The organism is Kitasatospora sp. NPDC007106, assembly GCF_040634455.1.
GTDB classification, from domain to species: Bacteria; Actinomycetota; Actinomycetes; order Streptomycetales; family Streptomycetaceae; genus Kitasatospora; species Kitasatospora arboriphila.
This window is the reverse complement of record NZ_JBEYFP010000002.1, coordinates 39,194-63,572: the sequence shown is the minus strand read 5'-3', so window position 1 is coordinate 63,572 and position 24,379 is coordinate 39,194. Positions and strand designations below refer to the sequence as shown.

The 24,379-nt window shown below is 73.3% G+C and carries 24 protein-coding genes and 1 pseudogene; 9 read left to right on the top strand and 16 right to left on the bottom strand.

Annotated features, from left to right (window positions below; translation table 11 throughout):
- The 3 genes and pseudogenes from ABZ641_RS00575 to ABZ641_RS00565 form a co-directional block, all read left to right on the top strand.
- A pseudogene (locus ABZ641_RS00575) lies at positions 1–2,007 on the top strand (hypothetical protein); the annotation flags it as partial.
- Positions 2,008–2,114: 107 nt separating this feature from the next.
- On the top strand, positions 2,115–3,041 hold the full coding sequence (locus ABZ641_RS00570) for a cellulose-binding protein (protein WP_344625927.1): 927 nt from the start codon (positions 2,115–2,117) through the stop codon (positions 3,039–3,041).
- Positions 3,042–3,370: 329 nt separating this feature from the next.
- Positions 3,371–3,565 (top strand): hypothetical protein, encoded by a 195-nt coding sequence (locus ABZ641_RS00565; protein ID WP_359978086.1) that lies wholly within the window; start codon positions 3,371–3,373, stop codon positions 3,563–3,565.
- A 152-nt stretch (positions 3,566–3,717) separates the two neighbouring features.
- Here ABZ641_RS00565 and ABZ641_RS00560 read toward each other — a convergent pair whose 3' ends face one another.
- Positions 3,718–4,512 carry an alpha/beta hydrolase gene (locus ABZ641_RS00560; protein ID WP_344625925.1) on the bottom strand — a complete coding sequence of 265 codons (795 nt, stop codon included), beginning with the start codon at positions 4,510–4,512 and terminating at the stop codon, positions 3,718–3,720.
- Positions 4,513–4,604: 92 nt separating this feature from the next.
- On the opposite strand from ABZ641_RS00560, the gene ABZ641_RS00555 reads away from it, so the two are divergent.
- Together ABZ641_RS00555 and ABZ641_RS00550 are read left to right on the top strand one after the other, a co-directional pair.
- Complete coding sequence (locus tag ABZ641_RS00555) at positions 4,605–5,627, top strand: ABC transporter ATP-binding protein (protein WP_359978084.1); 1,023 nt, start codon at positions 4,605–4,607, stop codon at positions 5,625–5,627.
- A gap of 1 nt (position 5,628) precedes the next feature.
- Complete coding sequence (locus tag ABZ641_RS00550) at positions 5,629–6,393, top strand: ABC transporter permease (RefSeq protein WP_344625923.1); 765 nt, start codon at positions 5,629–5,631, stop codon at positions 6,391–6,393.
- A 41-nt stretch (positions 6,394–6,434) separates the two neighbouring features.
- Here ABZ641_RS00550 and ABZ641_RS00545 read toward each other — a convergent pair whose 3' ends face one another.
- Positions 6,435–6,755: an ATP/GTP-binding protein gene (locus ABZ641_RS00545; protein WP_344625922.1), complete on the bottom strand. Its 321-nt coding sequence runs from the start codon at positions 6,753–6,755 to the stop codon at positions 6,435–6,437.
- Between the two features lie 334 nt (positions 6,756–7,089).
- Here ABZ641_RS00545 and ABZ641_RS00540 point away from each other — a divergent pair, with 334 nt between their 5' ends.
- The gene (locus tag ABZ641_RS00540) at positions 7,090–8,223 is read left to right on the top strand and encodes an LLM class flavin-dependent oxidoreductase (RefSeq protein WP_344625930.1); all 1,134 of its coding nucleotides are present in this window, start codon (positions 7,090–7,092) and stop codon (positions 8,221–8,223) included.
- A 65-nt stretch (positions 8,224–8,288) separates the two neighbouring features.
- Here ABZ641_RS00540 and ABZ641_RS00535 read toward each other — a convergent pair whose 3' ends face one another.
- Positions 8,289–8,681, bottom strand: coding sequence for an SCO5389 family protein (locus tag ABZ641_RS00535; RefSeq protein ID WP_344625921.1), 393 nt, complete (start codon positions 8,679–8,681; stop codon positions 8,289–8,291).
- Between the two features lie 565 nt (positions 8,682–9,246).
- Here ABZ641_RS00535 and nucS point away from each other — a divergent pair.
- Entirely contained in the window at positions 9,247–9,906 is a 660-nt protein-coding gene (gene nucS, locus ABZ641_RS00530) for an endonuclease NucS (RefSeq protein WP_263103625.1), read from the top strand.
- A 16-nt stretch (positions 9,907–9,922) separates the two neighbouring features.
- On the opposite strand, the gene ABZ641_RS00525 is transcribed toward nucS, so the two are convergent.
- The 3 genes from ABZ641_RS00525 to ABZ641_RS00515 form a co-directional block, all read right to left on the bottom strand.
- Positions 9,923–12,118, bottom strand: a complete 2,196-nt coding sequence (locus tag ABZ641_RS00525) for an ATP-binding protein (protein ID WP_359978081.1) — start codon at positions 12,116–12,118, stop codon at positions 9,923–9,925.
- Positions 12,119–12,321: 203 nt separating this feature from the next.
- Positions 12,322–12,693, bottom strand: coding sequence for an STAS domain-containing protein (locus ABZ641_RS00520; protein ID WP_344625919.1), 372 nt, complete (start codon positions 12,691–12,693; stop codon positions 12,322–12,324).
- A gap of 328 nt (positions 12,694–13,021) precedes the next feature.
- Entirely contained in the window at positions 13,022–13,888 is an 867-nt protein-coding gene (locus tag ABZ641_RS00515; protein WP_344625918.1) for a 3-hydroxyacyl-CoA dehydrogenase family protein, read from the bottom strand.
- Between the two features lie 192 nt (positions 13,889–14,080).
- Here ABZ641_RS00515 and ABZ641_RS00510 point away from each other — a divergent pair, with 192 nt between their 5' ends.
- A complete protein-coding gene (locus ABZ641_RS00510) occupies positions 14,081–14,395 on the top strand; it encodes a hypothetical protein (protein ID WP_344625917.1) in 315 nt (104 codons plus the stop codon).
- A gap of 7 nt (positions 14,396–14,402) precedes the next feature.
- Here ABZ641_RS00510 and ABZ641_RS00505 read toward each other — a convergent pair whose 3' ends face one another.
- Positions 14,403–15,104 (bottom strand): response regulator transcription factor, encoded by a 702-nt coding sequence (locus tag ABZ641_RS00505; RefSeq protein WP_344625916.1) that lies wholly within the window; start codon positions 15,102–15,104, stop codon positions 14,403–14,405.
- Positions 15,101–16,318 carry a histidine kinase gene (locus ABZ641_RS00500; protein ID WP_359978078.1) on the bottom strand — a complete coding sequence of 406 codons (1,218 nt, stop codon included), beginning with the start codon at positions 16,316–16,318 and terminating at the stop codon, positions 15,101–15,103. Before ABZ641_RS00500 ends, ABZ641_RS00505 begins: the two co-directional genes overlap by 4 nt.
- A 132-nt stretch (positions 16,319–16,450) precedes the next feature.
- Between ABZ641_RS00500 and ABZ641_RS00495 the strand changes: the two genes are divergently transcribed.
- Positions 16,451–17,005 (top strand): hypothetical protein, encoded by a 555-nt coding sequence (locus ABZ641_RS00495; protein ID WP_359978076.1) that lies wholly within the window; start codon positions 16,451–16,453, stop codon positions 17,003–17,005.
- Between the two features lie 19 nt (positions 17,006–17,024).
- Here ABZ641_RS00495 and ABZ641_RS00490 read toward each other — a convergent pair whose 3' ends face one another.
- The 8 genes from ABZ641_RS00490 to ABZ641_RS00455 form a co-directional block, all read right to left on the bottom strand.
- Complete coding sequence (locus tag ABZ641_RS00490; protein ID WP_344625913.1) at positions 17,025–17,597, bottom strand: cob(I)yrinic acid a,c-diamide adenosyltransferase; 573 nt, start codon at positions 17,595–17,597, stop codon at positions 17,025–17,027.
- A 59-nt stretch (positions 17,598–17,656) separates the two neighbouring features.
- Positions 17,657–18,157 (bottom strand): DUF2550 domain-containing protein, encoded by a 501-nt coding sequence (locus tag ABZ641_RS00485; protein WP_344625912.1) that lies wholly within the window; start codon positions 18,155–18,157, stop codon positions 17,657–17,659.
- A 142-nt stretch (positions 18,158–18,299) separates the two neighbouring features.
- A complete protein-coding gene (locus ABZ641_RS00480; protein ID WP_263103635.1) occupies positions 18,300–18,683 on the bottom strand; it encodes a F0F1 ATP synthase subunit epsilon in 384 nt (127 codons plus the stop codon).
- 188 nt (positions 18,684–18,871) lie between these two features.
- The gene (gene atpD / locus ABZ641_RS00475; protein ID WP_344625911.1) at positions 18,872–20,317 is read right to left on the bottom strand and encodes a F0F1 ATP synthase subunit beta; all 1,446 of its coding nucleotides are present in this window, start codon (positions 20,315–20,317) and stop codon (positions 18,872–18,874) included.
- Between the two features lie 2 nt (positions 20,318–20,319).
- On the bottom strand, positions 20,320–21,234 hold the full coding sequence (locus ABZ641_RS00470) for a F0F1 ATP synthase subunit gamma (protein ID WP_344625910.1): 915 nt from the start codon (positions 21,232–21,234) through the stop codon (positions 20,320–20,322).
- A gap of 33 nt (positions 21,235–21,267) precedes the next feature.
- Positions 21,268–22,842: a F0F1 ATP synthase subunit alpha gene (gene atpA / locus ABZ641_RS00465; RefSeq protein ID WP_344625909.1), complete on the bottom strand. Its 1,575-nt coding sequence runs from the start codon at positions 22,840–22,842 to the stop codon at positions 21,268–21,270.
- Positions 22,843–23,001: 159 nt separating this feature from the next.
- Positions 23,002–23,817: a F0F1 ATP synthase subunit delta gene (locus ABZ641_RS00460; protein ID WP_344625908.1), complete on the bottom strand. Its 816-nt coding sequence runs from the start codon at positions 23,815–23,817 to the stop codon at positions 23,002–23,004.
- A complete protein-coding gene (locus ABZ641_RS00455) occupies positions 23,814–24,368 on the bottom strand; it encodes a F0F1 ATP synthase subunit B (protein ID WP_344625907.1) in 555 nt (184 codons plus the stop codon). The genes ABZ641_RS00460 and ABZ641_RS00455 overlap by 4 nt, the downstream gene beginning before the upstream one ends.
- Between the last annotated feature and the right edge of the window lie 11 nt (positions 24,369–24,379).

The following is a 24,379-nucleotide window of genomic DNA, read 5'->3' as shown; positions in this document are numbered from 1 at the left end:
GCCGTCCGTGCCGGGGCCGTCGCCGCGGCCGAGGCGCTGCGCGCCGAGACCGACGAGTGGGCCGGCGCCGAGCGCGGTGCCGCCGAGGCGGACGCCGCCGCGCTGCGCGAGGATTCCCGCCGCGAGCGGGAGGCCGCCTCCGAGGGGCTCCGCCGCGAGCAGGAGGAGACCGGCGAGCAGCTGGCCGCCGCCCGCGCCGCGCGGGAGGCCGCCGAGCGCGAGGCCGCCGAGCTGACCATCCGCACCGCGGGCGAGACGGCCGCGGTCCGCGACGCCGCCGAGGCCGAGGCCCGGCAGCTGCGCACCGAGGCCGCGGAGGCGCTCGACGCCGCCCGCGAGCAGGCCGGCACGCTCGCCGCGGAGGCCGCCGAGGAGCTGGAGAAGGCCCGGACCGAGGCCGAGGAGACGCTCCGCAAGGCGCGGGCCGACGCCGAGTCGCTCACCGCCGCGGCCGAGGAGGACGCCGCCGGGATCCGCAGTTCGGTCGCGGGTCTGCACGAGGCCGCGTCCCGGCAGATCGCCGAGCTGCGGGCCACCGCCGAGCGCGAGAGCCGGGAGCTGCGCGAGACCGCCGAGCGGGAGACGGCCGAGCTGCGCGAGCGGATCTCCGCCGAGCTGGCCGCCGACCGGGAGGCCGCCGCCGCCGAGGTCGAGCAGCAGCGTGCCGAGGCGGTCGCCTTCGACACCGCGCTGCGCGAGGAGGCGCAGAAGGAGCGGGCCGCCGCCGCCGAGTTCGCCGAGCAGCGGCGCGCCGAGGCGGAGGCCGAGGCCCGCCGCACCCTGGCCGACGCCGAGGAGCGGTCCACCGCCGCGGTCGCCGAGGCCGAGGAGTTCTCCGCGGCGCTGCGCGCCGAGGCCGAGGAGTACGCGCTGGCCACGCGCCGGCTCGCGGACGACTACGACGCGTCCACCCGCAGCCGGGCCGACGCGTACGACATCGAGCTGCGGGAGGCCGCCGAGCAGTTCGACCGGTCCACCCGGGAGCAGGCCACCTCGGTGCTGGAGAAGGCGTTCGCGGACGCCGAGCAGCTCGGCGAGGAGGCGCAGACCACGGCGCTCGCGACCACCGCGGCCGCCGAGGAGCAGGCGGACGCGATGGTGGCCGCCGCCCGCAAGGAGGCCGAGCGGCTGGTCGCGGCCGGCGAGGCCGCGGGCCAGGCCGAGGTCGAGAAGGGCCGGTCGGACGCCGACGCCCTGCTGTCCGAGGCCCGCCGGGACTCGACGGCGATCCGCGAGCGCGCCGAGGAGCTGCGCGAGCGGACGGACGCCGAGATCGAGGCGCTGCACGAGCGGGCCCGCAAGGAGAACGCGCAGGCCATGAAGTCGGCCGGCGAGCGGGTCGACACGCTGGTCACCGCCGCGCAGGAGCAGCTGACCGAGGCCGAGGACCAGGCCGTCGCGACGGTCGCCGAGGCCGAGGAGCGGGCCGCGAAGCTGGTCGCCGCGGCCGAGGAGCGGGCCGCCGAGCTGACGTCGGAGGCGTCCGCCGAGGCGAGCAAGGTCCGGATCGCGGCCGTCCGCAAGGCCGAGGGCCTGCTGAAGGGCGCCGAGCAGAAGCTCGCCGACTCCACCGACCGTGCCGAGAAGCTGATCGAGAAGGCCGAGGCCAAGCTCACCGGCGCCGAGGAGGAGGCCGCCGGCAAGATCGAGGCCGCCGCCGAGGAGGCCGAGAAGCGGCTGCAGAAGGCGGACGAGTCCGCGTCCGAGCAGCTGCGGCTGGCCGAGGAGGAGGCCGAGCGGGTCCTCTCCGAGGCCCGGGCGGAGGCCAAGCGGATCACCGACGAGGGCAAGCGCGAACTCGACGAGCTGGTGCGGCGCCGCAAGGACATCAACACCGAGATCTCCAGGGTGCAGGACGTGCTGTCCGCCCTGGAGGCGTTCGAGGCGCCGTCGCCGGTGCAGCAGGCCAACGGGGGAAACAGGAAGGACGGGGCGCCCCGGGCGGGGGCCGGTGTGGGCGCCCAGCGGTCGGGGGGCAATCGCCCCGGAAGCCCGCCACCCGATTGAGCGGACATTGTCCGTGACTCATCGGCATTTCGCCGAAGACACTCCGATAACGTGTCAGGATTCCCTCAACCACCTCAGCGGTCTGACGACAGGAAGCCCTAATCCCCATGAGCGACAGTCACTCCCCCCACGGCTTCGACCTGGTGCGCCGTGGGTACGAGCGCGCCCAGGTCGACGAGCGGATCACCAAGCTGGTGGCCGACCGGGACAGCGCGCTGTCCCGCATCGGTGCGCTGGAGAAGCGCATCGAAGAGCTGCACCTGGAGACGCAGACCGCCCAGGCCGCGGTGACCGAGGCGGAGCCGTCCTACGCCGGCCTCGGCGCCCGGGTGGAGAAGATCCTCCGCCTCGCCGAGGAGGAGGCGAAGGACCTGCGCGACGAGGCGCACCGCGCCGCCGAGCAGCACCGCGAGCTGGCCGAGGCCGCCGCCCAGCAGGTCCGCACCGAGGCGGAGAACTACGCCAAGGACCGCAAGGCGAAGGCCGAGGACGAGGGCCTGCGGATCGTCGACAAGGCCAAGAGCGACGCGGCGCAGCTGCGGGCCGAGGCCAACAAGGACGCGCAGAACAAGCGCGAGGAGGCGGACGCCCTCTTCGAGGAGACCCGCACCAAGGCCGCGCAGGCCGCCCTGGAGTTCGAGACCAACCTGGCCAAGCGCCGCGAGCAGTCCGAGCGCGACCTGGCGGCCCGCCAGGCGAAGGCGGAGAAGCGCCTCGCGGAGATCGAGCACCGTGCCGAGCAGCTCCGCCTGGAGGCGGAGAAGCTGCGCACCGACGCCGAGCGCCGTGCCCGCCAGACGGTGGAGACCGCGCAGCGCCAGGCCGAGGACATCGTGGCCGACGCCAACGCCAAGGCCGACCGGGTCCGCAGCGAGTCCGAGCGCGAGCTGGCGGCGCTCACCAACCGCCGCGACTCGATCAACGCGCAGCTGACCAACGTCCGCGAGATGCTGGCGACGCTGACCGGTGCGGCGGTGGCCGCGGCCGGCTCGCCCTCCGACGACCTGGGCGTCCCGGTCCAGCAGTCGCGCTGACGCCCGTGCCGTGACGCGGCCCCCGCCTCCGGGCGGGGGCCGCTTCGCCGTTCACCGGGCGGCCGGCGCCCCGCCGGTCCGGATTCGCTCGCCGGCTCCCGGCGGCGCATGAGGCCGACCGGCCGTGCGACTCGCCCGTTCCGCCGTGCTCGCGGCGGCCGCCCCGGCCCTGAGCGCCCCGACCGCCGCCTGGGCGAGCGCCTCCGCCGCGGACCTGCCCGCGCCGCGCCACGACGGCGCCCGGACGTACCGCTCCCGCGCCGATCGGCGGCTGGCCGGCCCTCGGCGGCTTCAGCGGCCTCTTTCCGGCCGACCCCTCGGGCCGGGAGTTGTGGACGGTCACCGACCGCGGGCCGAACGCCGACGCCCCGTCGGACACCGACGAGATCTTCCTGAAGCCCGACCGCACCCCGCAGATCGTGCGCATCCGGCTGGCCCGCGGCGACGGCGTCGAGGTCGTCCGGCGCATCCCGCTGCGGGTGCCGCACGGGCAGACCGACCCGGTCACGGGACGCGCCTGCTGACGGACTCGGTGAAGGACGGCGCGGTGGTGCCGAGCGACGCGGTCACCCGGGTCGGCCGGTACGCGCTGCCGGCCGGCACGGTGTCGCTGTCGCGGCGGTGGGCCGCGGGCCGGGGCGGGGGCACGGCGCCCGCCCCGGCCGGGCCGGCGGACTCAGCCTCGGACGCGGCGCAGCAGGGCGCGGACGGCGGCGTTGAAGGTCTCGGGGGCCTCCAGCGAGCTGAGGTGGCCGACCGAGGGGATGACGGTGAGTTCGGCGTCCGGCAGGGCCTCGGCCATCAGCCGGGCCTCGGCGAGCGGGGTGACGGCGTCCGCCTCGCCGACGATGACGGCGGCCGGGACGCGGACGCCGCGCAGCACCTCCAGGGAGTCGCCGCGGGCGGCCATGGCCCGCTGGGCCCAGGCGACCGCCGCCGGCGGGGCCTCGGCGATCATGGCGCGGACGTGGGCGGTCAGCGCCGGGTCGGTGGCGGGGCCGAGCAGGCCGGTCTCGATCTTCTCGTCGGCGAGGATCTGCACGCTGTCACGGGCCTCGACGGCGCGGGCGATCCGCTCGCGGTTGGCGCGGGCCGCTTCGGTGTCGGGGGTGGCCTTGGTGTCGGCGAGGAGCAGGCCGGCGAGCCGCTCGCCGTGGCGGCGGGCGAAGGCCATGGCGACGTAGCCGCCCATGGACAGGCCGCCGACGACGGCCCGCTCCAGGCCGGCCGCGTCCAGCAGCCGGGCGACGTCGTCGGCGACGGCGTCCAGCGAGGGCTCGTCCCGGCCGAGCGGGGCGCTGCCGAAGCCGCGCTGGTCGGGGACGATCACCCGGGCGGCCTCGCCGGCCGGGCCGGGCAGCCGCTCCAGCTGGCAGGCCCACATCCGGGCGGAGAGCGGGAAGGCGTGCAACAGGACGATCGGGGTCCCGGTGCCGTTCTCGGGCGCGGCCGGCGCGCTGGGGAGGCTCATGCAGCCACCGTATTGCGGCTCGCCGAGGGGACGCAGCCACCGCAGCCGTATGTCCCTTTTGTCATAGCCTGACGAGGACTGAGGGAGCGGACATGATCGAGCTGCACCAGCTGACGAAACGCTACGGCGACACGCTGGCCGTGGACGGACTGAGCTTCGCGGTCCCGCGCGGAGTGGTGACCGGCTTCCTGGGCCCGAACGGCGCCGGGAAGTCCACCACGATGCGGATGATCCTCGACCTGGACCGCCCCACCGCCGGCCGGGTCACCCTGGACGGACGGCGGTACGGGCAGCTCGCCGAGCCGCTCTCGTACATCGGCGCCCTGCTGGAGGCCAAGGCCGTCCACCCGGGCCGCACCGCCCGCGACCACCTGCTGTGGATGGCGCAGAGCAACCGGATCCCCGCCCGCCGGGTCGACGAGGTGCTCGAACTGGTCGGCCTGAGCGCGGTGGCCCGCAAACGGGCCCGCGGCTTCTCGCTCGGCATGAGCCAGCGCCTGGGCATCGCCTCGGCGCTGCTCGGCGACCCGGAGATCCTGATGTTCGACGAGCCGGTGAACGGGCTCGACCCGGAGGGCATCGTCTGGATCCGCACCCTGATGAAGGGCCTCGCCGCGGAGGGCCGGACGGTGTTCGTCTCCTCGCACCTGATGAGCGAGATGGCGCTGACCGCCGACCACCTGGTGGTCATCGGCCGCGGCCGGCTGCTCGCCGACCTGCCGATGGCCGACTTCATCAAGCAGAACTCCCGCTCGTCGGTACGGGTGCGCACCCCGCAGCCCGAACTGCTGCTGGACGCCCTGCACCGGGCCGGCCTGCACGCCGACCCCGGCCCGGACGGCTCCCTGGAGGTCCCGGACGGCGACCTGGCCTTCCTCGGCGAACTCGCCGCCGACCACCGGATCACCCTGCACGAGCTGAGCCCGCAACAGGCCTCCCTGGAGGAGGCGTTCATGCAGATGACCTCGGACTCGGTCGAGTACCAGGCCGGCTCCCCCCGCCCGGTCGGCCCGGCCGGCCCGGCCGGGGCCGCCGTGGACGGATCCCCCGCCGCACCGTCGGCACCGCCCTGGGGCTCCGACTGGCAGGCCCGCGGCAAGCAGAAGGAGAACTGAGATGGCCGCGTTCCCCGCGATCCTCCAGTCCGAGTGGACGAAGCTGCGCACCGTCCGCTCCACGGTCTGGACGCTCGGGCTCGCCTTCGTCGTCACGCTCGGCCTCGGCGCGCTGATCTGCACGCTGGCCAACAACAACTTCGCCGACTTCGCGCCGAAGAACGCGCCGTTCGACGCCACCGGCACCGCGTTCGCGGGGATCATCCTGGGCGAGATCGCCATGGTGGTCTTCGGGGTGCTGGCGGTCGGCAACGAGTACAGCAGCGGCATGATCCGGGTGTCGCTGGCGGCCGTCCCGCAGCGCGCCACCCTGCTGGTCGGCAAGGCCGTGGTGATCGCCCTGGCGGCCTTCGCGGTGGCGCTGGCCACCGTCTTCATCACCTTCTTCACCGGGCAGGCACTGCTCGGCGGGCACAGCACGACGATCACCGAGCCGCACGTGCTGCGCGCGGTCTTCGGCGCGGCCGGCTACCTGACGATGATCTGCCTGTTCTCGGCCGGGGTCACCGCGATGCTGCACAACCAGACGCTGGCGCTGGGCGTGCTGGTGCCGTTCTTCTTCCTGCTGTCGCCGATCCTCGGTGCGGTGCCGAAGGTGAAGACGGTCGCCCACTACTTCCCCGACTACGCGGGCCAGCGGATGCTGCTGGTCTACCAGGAGCACAACCAGCCGTTCGGCCCCGGCGCGGGCTTCCTGATCTGCCTCACCTGGACCCTGGCCGCCCTCGCCGGAGGCATCCTGGTGCTCCGCACCCGTGACGCCTGACCGGCCGTCAGGCCACGGCCGCCCCCGGGCGGTCCCGAGCCCTAGTACCGCGGTGCGCCGCGCCCCCTCTGGACGCCCGCGCCGCGGCGCTCCCTGGCGCCCCAGCAGGCCCGGTGCCAGTGCCGGCGGTCCTCCACCCCCGGCCCGTGGTCGGGCCAGGCGACGACGTGGCCGACGCCGGACGGGATCTCCTGGTCGCAGCCCGGGCAGCGGTAGTGCCGGCCCTGGGAGCCGGCGACGGTCTGCACGACCCAGTCCTCCCCGCGGTAGCTCTCGACGCGGCGCAGCGAGCCGCCGAACGGGGCCGCCGGGGCGTCCTCGCGGGGGGCGGAGCTCTTCTCACGATTGCGACGCGGCGACACGCCGAACCACCTCTCGGACCGGGCACGGGAACCCCTCCAGGGTACGGGCCGCCGCACCGCCGCCCGTGCCACTATCACGACATCCGCGCGATCTCAGGTGTTTTGGGTGAGATCCACCCGTTCTCCTGGGAAATTGGTGAAACGGCGTGCCTTTGGCACATGACATCGGCTACTCACGTGGTGAGACAGCGGGGTTCGCAGTCCCTGCGCACCCCCGAGGAGGCACCCGATGACCAAGACCAGCCGGCGGCCCGAGACCGACCAGCAGCCCGGCCCGGGGGGTGGCACGGCCCCGGCGACGGCGCTGCTGCCCCGCCCCGCGGCCACCGACCGGATCGCGGTCGGCGCGTTCCTGCTCTCCGCGCAGTTCCCCGGGCAGGGCCACGGCGAGGTGCTGGCCCGCACGGTGGACGCGGCGGTCGCCGCCGAACGGGCCGGCCTGGACGCGGTCTGGCTGGCGGAGCACCACTTCGTGCCGTACGGCGTCTGCCCGGACGCCGCGACCCTGGCCGGGCTGCTGCTCGGCCGGACCCGCCGGATCGGCGTCGGCACCGCGGTGAGCGTGCTGTCCACCGCGCACCCGGTGGCGCTCGGCGAGCGGGCGGCGCTGCTGCACCTGGTCTCCGGTGGCCGGTTCACGCTCGGGGTGGGCCGCGGCGGCCCGTGGATCGACCTGGACGTCTTCGGCACCGGCGTGGACGCCTACGAGTCGGGCTTCCCGGAGCGGCTGGACCTGCTGCTGCGCTGGCTGCACGGCACCCGGGTGGGCGCGGACGGGCCGCAGTTCTCCTTCCCGGAGGTGGCGGTGGTGCCGCGGGCCTCCGAGCCGCTCCGCCCGGGCGGCCTCGCGGACTGGCTCGGCCTCGGCGGCCCCGAGGCGGAGGCCGACCCGCTGCGGAACTTCCCCCGGCAGCGCCAGGAGCCGGGCGGGCGGGCGCAGTCCGGCCCGCCGGTGGTGATGGCTTGCACCTCCCCCAACGGGGTGCGCACGGCTGCCGAGAGAGGTCTGCCGATGCTGCTCGGCATGCACTCCGGCGACGAGGACAAGCAGCAGATGCTCGCCGCCTACCGGGAGGCCTGGCGGGCCTGCGGGCGCGGTGAGGAGCAGCTCGCCCGCGTCGAGCGGGAGCACGTCGCGGCGGGCGTGGTGCAGGTCGCGGACCGGACGGCGGCGGCCCGGGCCGACCTGCTGCGGTCGATGCCGGGCTGGTTCGAGTACGGGCTCGGCGCGCACCGCACGGTCGACGGGCGGGAGCGCCGGATGCGCGACCCGCGCGCGTACACCGAGCTGCTGTGCGACCTGCACGCGGTGGGTACGCCGCGGCAGTGCGCGGACCGGCTGCTGGCGACCGCCGAGCACACCGGGATCCGCCGTTTCGCGCTGCTCGCGGAGGGTTCCGGCGACCGCGAGGCGACGTTGCACAACATCGAGCGGCTCGGCTCGGAGGTCCTCCCCGAGCTGGGCTGACGCCGGGTGCCCGGACAGCCGACGGGGCCGGCCGGTGTGGTCCCGGCCGGCCCCGTCGGCCGGTGTCAGCAGTCGCGCAGCTCGGGCGACTGGTTGAGCAGCTGGGCCCGGACGGACGTGAAGCGCGCGTAGCGCTCCTCGTTCGCCTCGGACGGGGCGAAGACCGCCACCCGGTGGCAGTTCTGGAACGCCAACCGCACGCCGAAGTGCCGCTGGAGGGCGCCCCGGATCGCGTCGCTGGCCATCGCGCGCAGCAGCTGGCCGCGGGCCTGCTCGCTGGGCGGCGGGACGTGGTTGTCGGCGAAGTCGGTGCCGTCGACCTTGGTCTGGGCGACCAGCGAGCTGATCAGCTCCCAGGCGTACGGGAGGGAGGTACGGACGCAGTCGACGAACTCCCTCTCGTCGACCTCGCCTCTCTCGGCCTTCTCGAGCAGGGCCGGTGAGACGTCGAGCGACATTGGGTTCTCCTCTCGCGGTCCACCGCGGCGCGGCCCGCCGGGGTGGTCTTGCGGCTGGTGCGGTCGTTCTCGGTGGTGCGGCCCTGCCCGGTCCGTGCGCGCGAACCGGCCGCCATACCCGCCGACCTGACGGCCGGTCGGGATGACGGATGATCAGACCGCGCCCGGGAGGCCCGGCGAGGGAGCCGCGGGAGCGGTGGTGACGGTGGGCGGGTGGCGCCCGGGCGCACCACCGCCGCACGGGCGTGCGCCGGCGCGCCAGCGTGCGGTCGCACAGGACGACGGACGCTCACACCAGGGTGACAGGCGATCGCTCAGCGCGACGAGCGAATGCGTCGAATACCATCGGAATCGGTGCCGCAACGGCGAGATTGGCCGGATCGTGTCGCAGCGTTCATCGCGAGTCTCCATCCCCGTGGAACGGCACCCGCCGGGCAACGCCGGGCGGAGGCCGCGTGCACGGCCTGTGACCGCGCGGACACCATGGTTCGCCGGATGCGCGAATTCTTCACCCCGTCGTCGCGGAATCGCATCAACTGGCCCCGGTGGGCTAGCGTGGTCGACCGTGCGTCTCGTAATTGCCCGCTGCTCCGTCGACTATGCCGGACGGCTCTCCGCCCATCTCCCGTCCGCCACCCGCCTCATCCTGGTGAAGGCCGACGGGAGCGTCAGCATCCACGCCGACGACCGCGCCTACAAGCCCCTCAACTGGATGTCGCCGCCCTGCACGCTCAAGGAGGCGGACGGCACCTGGACGGTGGTCAACAAGGCCGGCGAAAAACTGATCATCACGCTCGAGGACGTGCTGCACGACTCCTCGCACGACCTGGGCGTCGACCCCGGCCTGGTGAAGGACGGCGTCGAGGCACACCTGCAGGAGCTGCTCGCCGACCGCATGGAGGTCCTCGGTGCCGGTTGGTCGCTGATCCGCCGCGAGTACCCGACCGCGATCGGCCCGGTGGACATCCTCTGCCGGGACGCCGACGGCGCCACCGTGGCGGTGGAGATCAAGCGCCGCGGTGAGATCGACGGCGTCGAGCAGCTCACCCGCTACCTCGAACTCCTCAACCGGGACCCGCTGCTGGCCCCGGTGAAGGGCGTCTTCGCCGCCCAGGAGATCAAGCCGCAGGCCCGCGTCCTCGCCACCGACCGCGGCATCGGCTGCGTAGTGCTCGACTACGACGAGCTGCGCGGCATCGACGACGACAAGCTGAAGCTGTTCTAGGCCGCCCGACCCGCCCCTAGCCCGCCGACGCCGAACCGGTGTCGGTGGGCGTCGGGCTCGTCGGGGCGGTCGCGGTCGGCGAGGCGCTGGTGGTCGGCGACGGCGACGCGGTCGTACTGGTGCCCGTGCTCGGGCTCTTGCTGGTCTGGCCCGGGGCGGGTGCGGTGGTCTTGGTCGCGGTCGGCTTGCGGGTGCCGGTGGTGCTCGCCGAGGCGGACGGCGACTCGGAGTCCGAGGCCGAGGCCGACGCCGAGGGGCTCTCGGACGGGCTGTCGCTCGGTGCGGCGGTCGGGGAGCCGGAGGTGGTGGCCGCGGGCAGGTCGTCCCCGGTGGTGGTGTCGTCCACCGAGGTGCCGGGCAGGGTGCGGCCGTTGCCCGCGGAGTCCTCGCCGCCGGTGTTGAGCCCGATCGCGGCGCCCAGGACGCCCAGCGCCAGCACGGCCGCCGCTCCGGCGATCGCGGCCCGCTTGACGTCCGACCCCTTCTTCGCCGCGGCGAGCCGCCAAGGGGCCTTCGCGATGGCTCTGATGACGGGTCGTCGGCCACCGGTCGACGGCTCCTCGCCCGCGGGCAGCTGCCGGGCCTCGGACTTCAGCAGGTCCAGCATCCGCCGCCCGGCGGCACCGGAGTTGGGGTCACCGAAGGCGGCCCGCAGCGCGACCGCGGACTCCAGTTCGGCGAGCGCCCGCTGGTCCGAGTGCACGCACAGGGCGAGCACCCCGAGCTCGTGGTGGAACCAGGCCTCCTCGGCGGTGGCGCGCAGCACCCGGGCCGCTTCCAGGCCGAGCTTGAGGACGCGCTCCCAGGCCCCCCAGCGCAGCGACAGGGCCAGTGCCGGGGCGGCGGCGCGGGCGAGCCGCAGCACGGCCTCCGGGCGGTCGGCGGCCCGGTCGGCGAGCAGGGCCCCGACGAGGACCTCCGCCTCGGCGGCGATCTGCTCGGTGGTGACCGAGCCGTGCCCGACCCACCAGGAGAAGTGCTCGGCGGCGCCGTACGCGACCGTGCCCGGGTCGAAGCGGCCCGCGAGGAGTTCCTGGACGCCGGTGGTGAGCCGGTGGTGGCCGCCGACGGACACCGCGAGGCCGGCGTCGACGAGTTCGCGCAGTGCGCTCTCGCCGAGGCCGACGTCGATCAGGGCCGGCAGGTGCGGTGCGGTCGGGCACTCGCCGCCGAACGCCAGCGAGAGCCGCAGCACGGCCTGCGCGGACTCACTGAGCCCCTCGGCGAGCCGGACGGCGGGCGCCGCGCTCTCCGCGACGGTCGGCAGCGGGACGGTGCGGCGCAGTTCGCCCTCGAGGACGGCCGGGTCGTCCGGTTCGCTGATCTCCTTGACCAGGCCGAAGACGTTGTTGCGGTCCTCCTGCGCGGCGACCAGGGTGTCCACGGAGATGTCGCGCTGGCGGAGCAGGGCGGCCGCCTGGACGAAGCGCAGCGGCAGGCCCTCGGACTCGAACCACAGGTCGACCGCCCAGGCCCGCTCGGTCTCGTCGAGCTGACGGCCCGCCAGGCGGCCGGCCAGCGCCAGGCAGGCGGACTTGGCGAGGCCGGCGACGGGGTGGTCCTCCAGCCGGAGGCCGGGCGTGAGCACCGGGCTGCCGGGCGGCACGGTGACGAGGAAGGCGCAGTCCGGGGCGGCGTCGAGGAGTTCGGCGAGTTCCTCGTCGTCGACGTCCAGGTCGTCGATCACGACGACGGCGCCGACCTGGGAGAGCAGGGAGGCCAGGGCGCGGCGGTCGGGCCGGTAGCCGGGGGCGTGGTGGGTCGCGGCGAAGAGGTCCTGCAGCAGGTCGGCGCCGGTGCGGTGGTGGCCGCTGAGCCGGACGACGCCGTCCGGGGCGATCCCGGCCGCGGCGTCGGCGACGGCGGCGAGCAGGGTGCTGCGTCCGGAGCCGGCCTGGCCGACGAGGCGGACGGAGCGGCCCTCGGAGAGTGCCGCCAGGAGCCGGGCGATGTCGTCCTCGCGGTCCAGCAGCGGCAGGTCGGCGGCGGCGCTGCCCATGGCGAGCGGCCCGACGGCGGGGCTGGGGCCGAGTTCGGGCCGGTCCTGGCGGCGGTCGCGGATGCGGCGGGGCTCCGGGCGCCAGCCGTCCGGGCAGGGGCGGGCCTCGGAGCCGTCCGGTCCGCCGATCGCCAGCAGCAGGTCTCCGGAGACGACCTCGCCGGTGCGGGGGCGTACGCCTTCCTGCCCGAAATCACCGGTCGGCTGTCCCACGTTCGTGCTCCGCCCATGGTCGGCCGCCGGGCTGCTGCCGGACGGCGTCGGACCGGCCGCGCGCCGGGTCCGAACCCGTGCGGCCGTGCTTGTGAGCGCAGACTTTTCCACACTCGCCGCGCGCAGCACAGACCGGTACCCCCAAGTAACGTTTCGGGTGGTCCTACAGGGGGTGCCGGGGCTTTCGGGGCGGGGCGCAGGGATCAGGCGGTCGGCAGGATCAGCGGCCCGGTGGGGAGGCTCCCGAGGGCGGGCATCGAGGTGCCGTAGGCGTCGGGGACGGTGCCCTCGACGGCGAGGATGCGGTGCAGCCGGGTGGCGACCAGCAGACGCTGGAGCTGGGCGGGGACGTGCCGCAGGACGAGGCGGCGGCCGATCCGGCCGGCCCGCCGGTGGGTGCCCATGATGACGCCGAGACCGGTGGCGTCCCAGAACTCCAGCCGGCCGAGGTCGAGCACGAGGTCGCCCTGGCCGCCGTCGACGGCGGCGTGCAGGACGGCACGGGCGTCGGCGGCGCTGCGCACGTCGAGCCGGCCCTCGATGGCCAGGCCGTTGTGGTCGCCGGTGATGCGCACGCTCTCCTCCTCCGCTCGTCGTTCGGGTTGTTCCGGGGCCCGGGCCGGCCGGGCGTACGTGACGCCGCGCACCGGGGGCCGCGCCGGTCTCCCCCTCGTCTGACGGTCAACCAACTCCGCAGGTTTCTCCCCTTCGGCGGAGTGCGAGGCAACTTCACCCGTCCGAGGGAATATACGCAGGAACTCCCCATACCTACGCTCGATTACCGCCCAAATCACCCGTCTGCGGCAGCATCGTGAGCAAACTCACCCGCGCGGGTGCGCCGTTGTGAGGGCCGGGTCACACGGGGGGCGTCACGCACCCCGCCGCGGCGACCCGGCCCGCGCATCAGCCCTCGTACGGGTAGAAACCGCGGCCGCTCTTGCGGCCGAGATCGCCGGCGGTGACCATGCGGGCCATGACCTCCGGAGCGGCGAACTTCTCGTCCTGGGTCTCGGCGTAGATGTTGCGGGCCGCGTTCACCAGGATGTCGACGCCCGTCAGGTCCGCCGTCTGCAGCGGGCCCATCGGGTGGCCGAATCCGAGCCGGCAGGCGGTGTCGATGTCCTCGGCGGAGGCCACGCCGGACTCGTACAGCCGGGCGGCCTCGACGACCAGGGCGGTGATCAGGCGGGTGGTGATGAAACCGGCGACGTCGCGGTTGACGACCACGACCTCCTTGCCGACGCCCTCGGCGTAGGCGCGGGCCGCGGCCAGCGTCCCGTCGCTGGTCTTGTAGCCGCGGACCAGCTCGACCAGGCGCATCAGCGGCACCGGCGAGAAGAAGTGGACGCCGACGACGCTCTCCGGACGGGAGGTCGCGGCGGCGATCCGGGTGATCGGGATGGCCGAGGTGTTGGTGGCGAGGACGGCGCCGTCCTTGGCGATCTTGTCGAGCTCGCGGAACACGCCCTCCTTGACGTCCAGCCGCTCGAAGACCGCCTCGACGACGATGTCGGCCTCGCCGGCCGCCCCCAGGTCGGTGGTGGTGGTGATCCGGCCGAGCGCCGCCTCCGCCTCCTCCGCGGTCATCCGGCCCTTGCCCACGAACTTCTCGTACGAGGCCCGGATGCCGTCGAGGCCGCGCTGCAGTGCGGCCTCGGTGACGTCCCGCAGCACCACCGGGTGCCCGGCCTGCGCCGAGACCTGGGCGATGCCTGCGCCCATCAGACCCGCGCCGATCACGGCGATCCGCTGGGTGGGTGCGTTGCTCATGGCAGGGTCTCCCGAGTGCTGGTGGGCGCCGGTCGCCGGTCGGGGCCGGGAGGCGCTGGGCGTGGCACGGTCAGGGCGGGGTCCCTCCCCCGGAGCCGCGCCGCTCACGGCCCGTGACTCTAATGCCCCCGGGCGCCGAACGGTGAGAATGTGGAGTGTGATCTGTACCCGACGGCGGAGGGGTTTGGCGCGATGACCGCGGTGCACCCTTTGCTGGCCCTCCTGATCGGCCTGGGGCTGACCGGGGTGCTGGTGCTGCTGCTGCGCTGGACGTACGGCCGCGGGCGCTCCCTGGTGGCCAGGCGGCCGCGCGCCGGCAACCCGGACGAGTACGGGCTGCTGGTGAGCGTCGCCTCGCCGACCGACCCGGACGACGCCCTGCGGATGTCCGCGCTGCTCACCGCCGAGGGGGTGCGGCACACCCTGGTGGAGACCAGCGCGGGCCCGCGGCTCATGGTGTGGCCGGACGACTCCGCGAAGGCCCGGCAGGCCCTCGACCGGCGCTGACGGACCGTCACCGCACCCCTGGGCCACCGCCGGGCCCGGCGCCCTCCCGGGGACCGTCGACGGGCAGGATCCCCAGCTCCTGGGCCAGCACGGCGGCCTGCACCCGGCTGCGCAGGGCCAGCTTGGCCAGGATCCGGCTGACGTGCGTCTTGGTGGTGCCCTCGGCCGTGCCCAGCCGCTCGGCGATCTGGGCGTTGGACAGCCCGGCGCCGAGGCAGGCCAGCACCTCGCGCTCGCGGCCGGTCAGCTCGGCGACGGCGGCCCGGGCCTCCGCCGCACCCTGGCGGCCGGGCCGTGCGAAGGCCGAGATCAACCGGCGGGTCACCGAGGGCGCCAGCATGCCGTCGCCGCGGGCGACCGTGCGGATGCCCTCGACCAGGCCGTCCGCGTCGACGTCCTTGAGCAGGAAGCCCGACGCACCCGCCCGCAGCGCGCCGTAGACGTAGTCGTCGAGGTCGAAGGTGGTCAGCACCAGCACCTGCGCGGCGTCCGCCGCGACGACCTGCCGGGTCGCCTCCACGCCGTCCAGCCGGGGCATCTGAATGTCCATCAGCACCACGTCGGGGCGCAGCTCCAGTGCCAGCCGCACGGCCTCCTCGCCGTCCGCGGCCTCGCCGACCACCTCGATCCCCGGCTCCGACCGCAGGATCATCACCAGCGCGGCCCGCACCGCGGCCTGGTCCTCCGCGACCAGCACCCTGACGGTCATCCGTCCGCCCCCTTCGTCTCGCGCGGCAGCACCGCCCGCACCCGCCACCGGCCGTCCTGCGGCCCCGCCTCGAAGTCGCCGCCCAGCAGCTCGGCGCGCTCCCCCATCCCGACCAGCCCCGCCCCGGCGCCGTGCAGCACACGGCCGGGGCCGGCGTCCTCACGGTAGGGGCTGTCCACGGCGACCACCACGTCGGCGGGCCGGTACTCCACCCGCAGCCGGACGGTGCCGGGGGCGGCGTGCTTGACCGCGTTGGTCAGCGACTCCTGGACGATCCGGTACGCGGCCAGCTCCAGCGGCGCCGGCAGCTCGCCCGGCTCCCCGGACGACGCCGCCTCGAAGGCGAGGCCCGCCTCCAGCCCGGCCGCCCTGGCCCGGTCCAGCAGTGCGTCCAGGGCGGCGAGCCGCGGTGCGGCGTACGACTCCTCGCCGCTCTCGCCCACCGCGAGCGGGCCCGCGGGGGTGCCCCGCCGCAGCAGGCCGATCATGCGGCGCATCTCGGCCAGCCCCTGGACGCTGTTCTCCCGGACGACGGCCAGGGCGGCGACCACCGGGTCGTCCGCCGGGCGGTCCTGGCGGCGGGCGACGGACTGCGCGCCCGTGGCGTGGATGGCGATCGCCGACAGGTGGTTGGCGATCACGTCGTGCAGCTCGCGGGCCATCCGGGCGCGCTCGGCGGAGACCGCGGCCCGGCGGTCCATCTCGGCGAGCAGGGCGGTCTGCTCGGCGCGCAGCCGCTCCGCCTCGGCCCGGTCCTGGTGCCGTCGGAGCAGGTCGGCCGTCCACACCGGGGCGAGGAAGATCAGCCCGCAGAACCCGGCCACCAGCAGCGCGTTCGGCACCTCGGCGTACAGCGCGGTGAGCCCGGACAGCACCAGGGTGGTGGCGCCGCCGGTCAGGTGCAGTACCTTCGCCATCCGCGGCGGGCCGTAGAGCACCGCCGCGTACAGCAGGTCGGTGTACATCACCAGCGTCGCCAGCACCGAGCCGGCGACGAGGCCGGCCGCGAGGACGAGGCCGCCGAGCGTGGCCGTCCAGACCGGCCGGGTGCGCCGGAACAGCTCCAGCCCGGCCATCGCGAACAGCGGCAGCGCCGCCGCCCAGCGCGGCACGCTGTCGGTGCGGTCGTAGGCGCCGAACGCGATCAGCACCAGGCCGCCGAGCAGGCCGGCCAGGGCGATGAGCGCGTCGTGCCGGCGCGGAGTGAGGGTCACGGCACCATCCCACCATCCGCCGCAGGCACCCGGACCCACCTGTGGAAGGAACCTGCCGTACATCGAAGGGCAGAGGCGGGATCACCCCCGGCGACGACGCGCGGGCGCCGCGTGCGCGACAGGCTGGTCCGCATGGTTTCCCTGATCGTCGCCGGTGAGATCGGCTTCTGGGTGGTGCTGGCCGCCGCGCTCGCGGTCCGGTACGGGTTGCGGCTGCGCCGGACGGGCGCCGTCCTGCTGATGCTGCTGCCGGTGGTGGACCTGGTGATCCTCGCGGCGACCGTCGCGGACCTGCGCGGCGGCGCCGTCGCGGACTGGACGCACGGGCTCGCCGCGAGTTACGTCGGCTTCTCGGTCGCCTACGGCCACCACCTGGTGCGGTGGGCCGACGGCCACGCCGCGCACCGGCTCGCCGGCGCACCGCGCCCGGCCGGGCCGCCGAAGTACGGCGCGGCGAAGGCCGCCCACGAGTGGCGGATGTTCGCCCGCACCCTGGCGGCCTCCGTGCTGACCGTCGCGCTGGTGGCCGCCGTGCAGTGGCTGGTCGGCGACGACGCCCGCACCCGTGGCCTGGACTCCTGGTACCCGCGGATGGCCCTGGTGGTCGGCATCAACCTGGTGATCGCCGGCAGCTACACCGTCTTCCCCAAGCGCGGGCCCGGGGCTGCGGCCGACCGCCGGCCGTGAGCGCCGGTGCCGCCGTGCGCTACCGGTTCTCGCCCGGCACCCAGAGGACGTCGCCGATCTCCTTGTTGGCCGTGCGGGCCAGGATGAAGAGCAGGTCCGACAGCCGGTTGAGGTACTTGGCGGTGAGCGGGTTGACGGTGTCGCCGTGCGTCTCGATCGCCGCCCAGGTCGACCGCTCGGCCCGCCGCACCACGGTGCAGGCCAGGTGCAGGTGGGCCGCGCCCGGGGTGCCGGCCGGCAGGATGAAGCTGCGGAGCTTCTCCAGCCCGCCGAGGTAGTGGTCGCAGTCGGCTTCCAGCCGGTCGATGTAGCCCTGCTCGACCCGCAGCGGCGGGTACTCGGGGTTCTCCACCACCGGGGTGGCGAGGTCGGCGCCGACGTCGAAGAGGTCGTTCTGGATCCGCGTCAGCACCGCGGACACGTCGGCCGGCAGCGCGCCGACCGCCAGGGCCACGCCGATCGCGGCGTTGGCCTCGTTGGTGTCGGCGTACGCGATCAGCCGCGGGTCGGTCTTGGTGGTGCGGCTCATGTCGCCGAGGGCGGTCGTGCCGTCGTCACCGGTGCGGGTGTAGATGCGCGTCAGGTTCACCATGGCCGCAGCCTAGCGCCGACGCGGGGCGCGTGTTAGGCGGTGTTAACCAGCCCACACGGTCAGGCGACGTTGACCCTCTGTCCGGGCGGGGCCGCCTCCAGCCAGGCGAGGAAGCCGGTGAGCGCGTCCTCGCTCATGGCGAGCTCCAGCGGGGCGCCGTCGTGCAGGCACCGCAGCACCACCGAACCGGAGAGCAGGGCCAGTTCCTCCTGGCCCTCGGGATAGCGCCGGCCGAGGACCTCGATCTCGGTGCGCGGCAGGACGCGCCGCGGGCGCGGGGCGTACGAGAAGACCCGGAACCACTCGATGGAGTCGCCGCTGTACCGCCCGATACCGAAAACCCACCCCTTGCCGTCGGTCACGTGGACCGGGGCCGGGGTGGGTTGGCCGTTCTCGTCGAGGTCGGGCTGCGTCGAGGCGTCCGCAGGCATTTTGAGCCGGAGACTGCAGTCGAACGTCCCGCCTACTCGCTGGATGACTCGGCGGCGTACCGCGAACACCGTCAGTCCGATCACGGCGAAGGCGACGATCGCCGCGCACACCACAAGGGCGAGGACCATGCTCACCGACCTCCTCGCTCCTGCGTTCCCCGTGACGGCCGTGTCACCGGCCGCCCTGTCCTACCAACTGATACGACAGTCCCGGGGTCACGCTTCCGCGTCCCCGGGACCGTCGGTCGACCCCGCTGTCAGGGTCGGGTGCTCAGGCGTGGGCCTTGAGACCGCGCGCCGCCACCAGGCGGACCTCCGCACGGCGCTCGGCGTGCGCGTCGAGCTCCGACTGGGCGTTCTCCAGCGCGCGCTGGGCGCGGGCGATGTCGATCTCGTCCGCCAGCTCGGCCACCTCGGCGAGGATGGAGAGCTTGTTGTCGGCGAAGGAGATGAAACCACCGTGCACCGCGGCGAGGACCGTCCCGCCGTCGGTGGTGCGGATGGTGACCGGACCGCTCTCCAGCACGCTCAGCACCGGGGTGTGACCGGGCATGATGCCGGTGTCACCGGAGGCCGTACGGGCGACGACGATGGTGGCCGCACCGGACCACACCTTGCGGTCGGCTGCGACCAGCTCGACGTGCAGCTCAGCCAACGTGGGCTCCTAGGCTCTTGAAACCGTCGATTACTCGATGGTTTCGGTAAGAATAACGGGCCCGCACCCCTGTCATGAAACCAGGGACACGGAGATGACCGGGATCACAGCCGCTGTGTGCCGTGAGGGGTGGCCCCCGGGAGACGGGGACCACCCCTCACAGTCACTCGGCCATCACGTCGGCCTGATTACTTCTTCGCCAGCTCGGCAGCGTTCTTCTCGAGGTCCTCGATGCCACCGCACATGAAGAAGGCCTGCTCCGGGACGGAGTCGTACTTGCCGTCCGCGATCGCGTTGAAGGCCTCGATGGTCTCCGACAGCGGCACGGTCGAGCCGTCGACGCCGGTGAACTGCTTCGCCACGTAGGTGTTCTGCGAGAGGAAGCGCTCGATGCGGCGGGCGCGGTGGACGGTGATCTTGTCCTCCTCGCTCAGCTCGTCGATACCGAGGATCGCGATGATGTCCTGGAGGTCCTTGTACTTCTGCAGGATGCCCTTGACGCGGATGGCCGTGTCGTAGTGGTCCTGCGCGATGTAGCGCGGGTCCAGGATGCGGGACGTCGAGTCCAGCGGGTCGACCGCCGGGTAGATGCCCTTCTCCGAGATCGGGCGCGACAGAACGGTGGTCGCGTCCAGGTGGGCGAAGGTGGTCGCCGGCGCCGGGTCGGTCAGGTCGTCCGCGGGGACGTAAATCGCCTGCATCGAGGTGATCGAGTGACCGCGGGTCGAGGTGATGCGCTCCTGCAGGAGGCCCATCTCGTCGGCCAGGTTCGGCTGGTAGCCCACCGCGGAGGGCATGCGGCCGAGCAGGGTCGACACCTCGGAACCGGCCTGGGTGAACCGGAAGATGTTGTCGATGAAGAGGAGCACGTCCTGCTTCTCGACGTCGCGGAAGTACTCCGCCATGGTCAGGGCGGACAGCGCGACGCGCAGGCGGGTGCCCGGCGGCTCGTCCATCTGGCCGAAGACCAGCGCGGTCTTGTCCAGAACGCCCGAGTCCACCATCTCGTGGATCAGGTCGTTGCCCTCACGGGTGCGCTCGCCGACACCGGCGAACACCGACACACCACCGAAGTTCTCGGCGACGCGGTAGATCATCTCCTGGATCAGAACGGTCTTGCCGACACCGGCACCACCGAACAGACCGATCTTGCCACCCGTGACGTACGGGGTGAGCAGGTCGATGACCTTGATGCCGGTCTCGAACATCTCGGTCTTCGACTCGAGGTCCTTGAAGTCCGGAGCCTTGCGGTGGATCGGCCAGCGGGTCGTGACCGCAGCCTCGAACTCCGCCTTGTCGGTGTTCAGCACCTCACCGAGGGCGTTGAACACCTTGCCCTTGGTGATCTGGCCGACCGGCACGGAGATGGCCGCACCGGTGTCGGACACCTCCGCACCGCGGACCAGACCGTCGGTCGGCTGCATCGAGATGCCGCGGACCAGGCCGTCGCCGAGGTGCTGGGCGACCTCGAGGGTCAGGGTCTTCTTGCCCGTGCCGTCGGGGTTCTCCACCTCGACGTGCAGGGCGTTGAACATGTCCGGAATCGCGTCGACGGGGAACTCCACGTCGACGACCGGGCCGATGACCCGCGCGACGCGGCCCGTCGCCGTGGTCGGCTCAACAGTGGTGGTCATACTCATTCGCTCCCGCGGCTAGCGTCGGCGAGGGCGTTGGCGCCGCCGACGATCTCGCTGATTTCCTGGGTGATCTCGGCCTGTCGGGCCGAGTTGGCAAGCCGCGTGAGCGACTTGATGAGCTCGCCGGCGTTGTCGGTCGCGCTCTTCATCGCGCGCCGGCGGGCGGCGTGCTCGGAGGCGGCCGACTGCAGCAGCGCGTTGTAGATCCGGCTCTCGACGTACCGCGGCAGCAGCGCGTCCAGAACGCCCTCCGCCGACGGCTCGAAGTCGTACAGCGGGAAGATCTCGTTCTTGGCCTTGGACTCGTCGCTGAGCTCGACCTCGTCCAGCTTCAGCGGCAGCAGTCGGGCGTCGACCGCCGTCTGCGTCAGCATCGACTCGAACTTCGTCGAGACCAGGTGGAGCTCGTCCACGCCGCCGGTCTCCGCGATGAACGCCTCGATGAGGTCGCTCGCCACGGTCTTGGCGTCGCCGTAGGTCGGCTTGTCGGAGAAGCCCGTCCACGACCCCGCAACCTCGAGGTTACGGAAGTTGTAGTACGAGACGCCCTTGCGACCGATGATGTAGGTCACCACGTCCTTGCCCTCGTCGCGGAGCTTCGCGCTGAGCGCGACGGCCTGCTTGATGGCGTTGGTCGAGTAGCCGCCGGCCAGGCCGCGGTCCGCCGTGATCAGCAGGACGGCGGCCTTGGTGGCCTGCGGGTTCTCGGTGGTGAGCGGGTGCTTGGCGTTGGACCGGGTGGCCACCGCCGTCACCGCCCGGGTGAGCTCATCGGCGTACGGAGTGGAGGCGGCCACCGCGCGCTGCGCCTTGACGATGCGCGACGCGGAGATCATCTCCATCGCCTTGGTGATCTTCTTCGTCGCGGTGACAGAGCGGATCCGGCGCTTGTAGACCCGAAGCTGTGCTCCCATTGGGTCGTTACGTCCTTTCCCTCGTTACCGGACTCAGGCCTGCTCGGACAGGAGCTTGCCGTCAGCCGTGGTGTAGCCCTGCTTGAAGCCCTCGATCGCGCTGGTCAGCGCGTCGACGGTGCCGTCCTCGAGCTTCTGGGTCTCGACGATGCCGGCGAGGATGCCCTTGTGCTCGAGGCGCAGGTGGTCGAGGAACTCGCGCTCGAAGCGGCGGATCTCGGCGACCGGGACGTCGTCCAGCTTGCCGGTGGTGCCGGCCCAGATGGAGACGACCTGCTCCTCGACCGGGAACGGCTGGTACTGGCCCTGCTTCAGCAGCTCGACCATGCGCGCACCGCGCTCCAGCTGGGCCTTGGAGGCCGGGTCCAGGTCGGAACCGAAGGCGGCGAACGCCTCCAGCTCGCGGTACTGGGCCAGGTCCAGGCGCAGGCGGCCGGCGACCGACTTCATGGCCTTGATCTGGGCGGAGCCACCGACGCGGGAGACCGAGATGCCGACGTTCACGGCCGGGCGGATGCCGGCGTTGAACAGGTCGGACTCCAGGAAGCACTGGCCGTCGGTGATGGAGATGACGTTGGTCGGGATGTACGCCGAGACGTCGTTGGCCTTGGTCTCGATGATCGGCAGACCGGTCATCGAGCCGGCGCCCAGCTCGTCGGAGAGCTTCGCGCAGCGCTCCAGCAGGCGGGAGTGCAGGTAGAAGACGTCACCCGGGTAGGCCTCGCGGCCCGGCGGACGGCGCAGCAGCAGGGAGACGGAGCGGTAGGCCTCGGCCTGCTTCGACAGGTCGTCGAAGATGATCAGGACGTGCTTGCCGTCGTACATCCACTCCTGGCCGATGGCGGAGCCGGTGTACGGGGCGAGGTACTTGAAGCCCGCCGGGTCGGAGGCGGGAGCGGCCACGATGGTGGTGTACTCCAGCGCGCCGGCCTCCTCCAGGGCGCCGCGAACGGACGCGATGGTGGAGCCCTTCTGGCCCACGGCGACGTAGATGCAGCGGACCTGCTTCTTCGGGTCGCCGGAGCGCCAGTTGTCGCGCTGGTTGATGATCGTGTCGATCGCGACCGCGGTCTTGCCGGTCTGGCGGTCGCCGATGATCAGCTGGCGCTGGCCGCGGCCGATCGGGGTCATCGCGTCGATGGCCTTGATGCCGGTCTGCATCGGCTCGTGGACCGACTTGCGGACCATGACGCCGGGGGCCTGCAGCTCCAGGGCGCGGCGGCCGGTGGAGGCGATCTCGCCCAGGCCGTCGATCGGGTTGCCCAGCGGGTCCACGACGCGGCCGAGGTAGCCCTCGCCGACCGGGACGGAGAGGACCTCGCCGGTGCGCTGCACCGTCTGGCCCTCCTCGATGCCCGAGAACTCACCGAGGATGACGACACCGATCTCGCGGGTGTCGAGGTTCAGCGCGAGGCCGAGGGTGCCGTCCTCGAACTTCAGCAGCTCGTTGGCCATGACCGAGGGGAGACCCTCGACCTTGGCGATACCGTCCATGGCCTCGGTGACCGTGCCGACCTCTTCACGCGAGGCGGCGTCCGGCTGGTACGACTGGACAAAGTCGGCCAGCGCGTCCCGGATCTCCTCCGGACGGATCGTAAGCTCCGCCATCAGGCTTCCCTGCTCTCCTAGTTTGCGATCCTCGGCCCGCCATTGAGGGCCGCAAGTGCTCGACTCTCGGCCGGGTCGGGGTGAACCGGCCGTACGTTTTGCCGGTTCACTCGGTGTGAACCGACGCCCGACCGAGGGTCGGATGATGCTCTTCTTCGGTCAGCCTTCGAGGCCCTGGCGAGCGCCTTCGAGGCGGCTCACCACCGTGCCGTCGATGACCTCGTCGCCGATCTGCACCTTCACGCCGCCGACGACCTCGGGGTCGACGTCGATGTTCAGGTGGATCTGCTTGCCGTACAGGCCGGCCAGGGCGGCGGCGAGCCGCTCCTTCTGCCGGTCCGACAGCGGCACGGCGCTGGTGACCAGGGCCACCACGCGGCCGCGACGGGCGGCAGCGAGCTTGGAGTAGGACTCGAGGCCCTGTTCCAGGCTACGGCCACGCGGGGCGGTGACCAGGGAGACGACCAGGCGGACGGTGCCCGCGTTGGCGCGGCCGCCGAGCAGCTTCTTGACCAGGGCCGCCTTGGCGGCGGCGTCGGCCTTGGGCTCGGTCAGCGCGGCGCGCAGCTCGTGCGAGCCCGCGACGACCCGGCCGAACCGGAACAGCTCGTCCTCGACGTCGTCCAGGGCACCGGCCTTGTCGGCGGCGATGACCTCGGCGTACGCGGAGAGCTCCTCCACCGCGTCGACCAGGTCGCGCGCGCCGGACCAGCGGGACCGGACGAGGCCGGAGACCAGGTCGACCGTCTCACCGGAGACCTGGCCCGTCAGCAGCGTGCCGACGAACCCGGCCTTGTCCTGGCCCGACCGCGAGGGGTCGGTCAGCACGCGGCGCAGCGAGACCTCGCGGTCCAGCAGGGCCGTGACGGCGGTGAGCTCCTCGGCGAGCTTGGCCGCGTCCACCGAGGTGTTGTCGGTCAGGCTCTCGAGGTTCTCCCGGCCGGCGGCCAGGGCCTCGCGGCTGGCGCCGATCACTTGGCACCCGCCGAGGCGGCGGCCTTGGCCTCGAGCTCGTCGAGGAAGCGGTCGATCACACCGCTCTGCCGGGCGTGGTCCTCGAGGGACTCACCCACGATGCGGGACGCCAGCTGGGAGGCCAGCGAGCCCACGTCCTGGCGCAGGGCGGCAGTAGCCTGCTTCTTGTCAGCCTCGATCTGGGCGTGGCCGGCGGCGACGATGGACTCGCGCTGACGCTGGCCCTCCTCGCGCATCTCGGCGACCAGGGCAGCGCCCTGCTCACGGGCGTGCTCGGTGATCCGAGCGGCCTCGTGACGCGCCTCGGCGAGCTCGGCACGGTACTGCTCCAGCAGGACCTGGGCCTCTGCCTGAGCGGCCTCCGCGCGCTCCATGCCGCCCTCGATGGCATCCCGACGCTCCGACAGCACCTTCTCGATGCTGGGAAGGAGCTTCTTGCCGAGGAAGCCGAAGACGATGAAGAAGCAGAGCAGGCCGATGATGATCTCGGGCCATGCGGGGAGGAGCGGGTTCATCTGCTCCTCGGCCGCGATGTGAGCCGCGATGCTCATATCTGGACCTT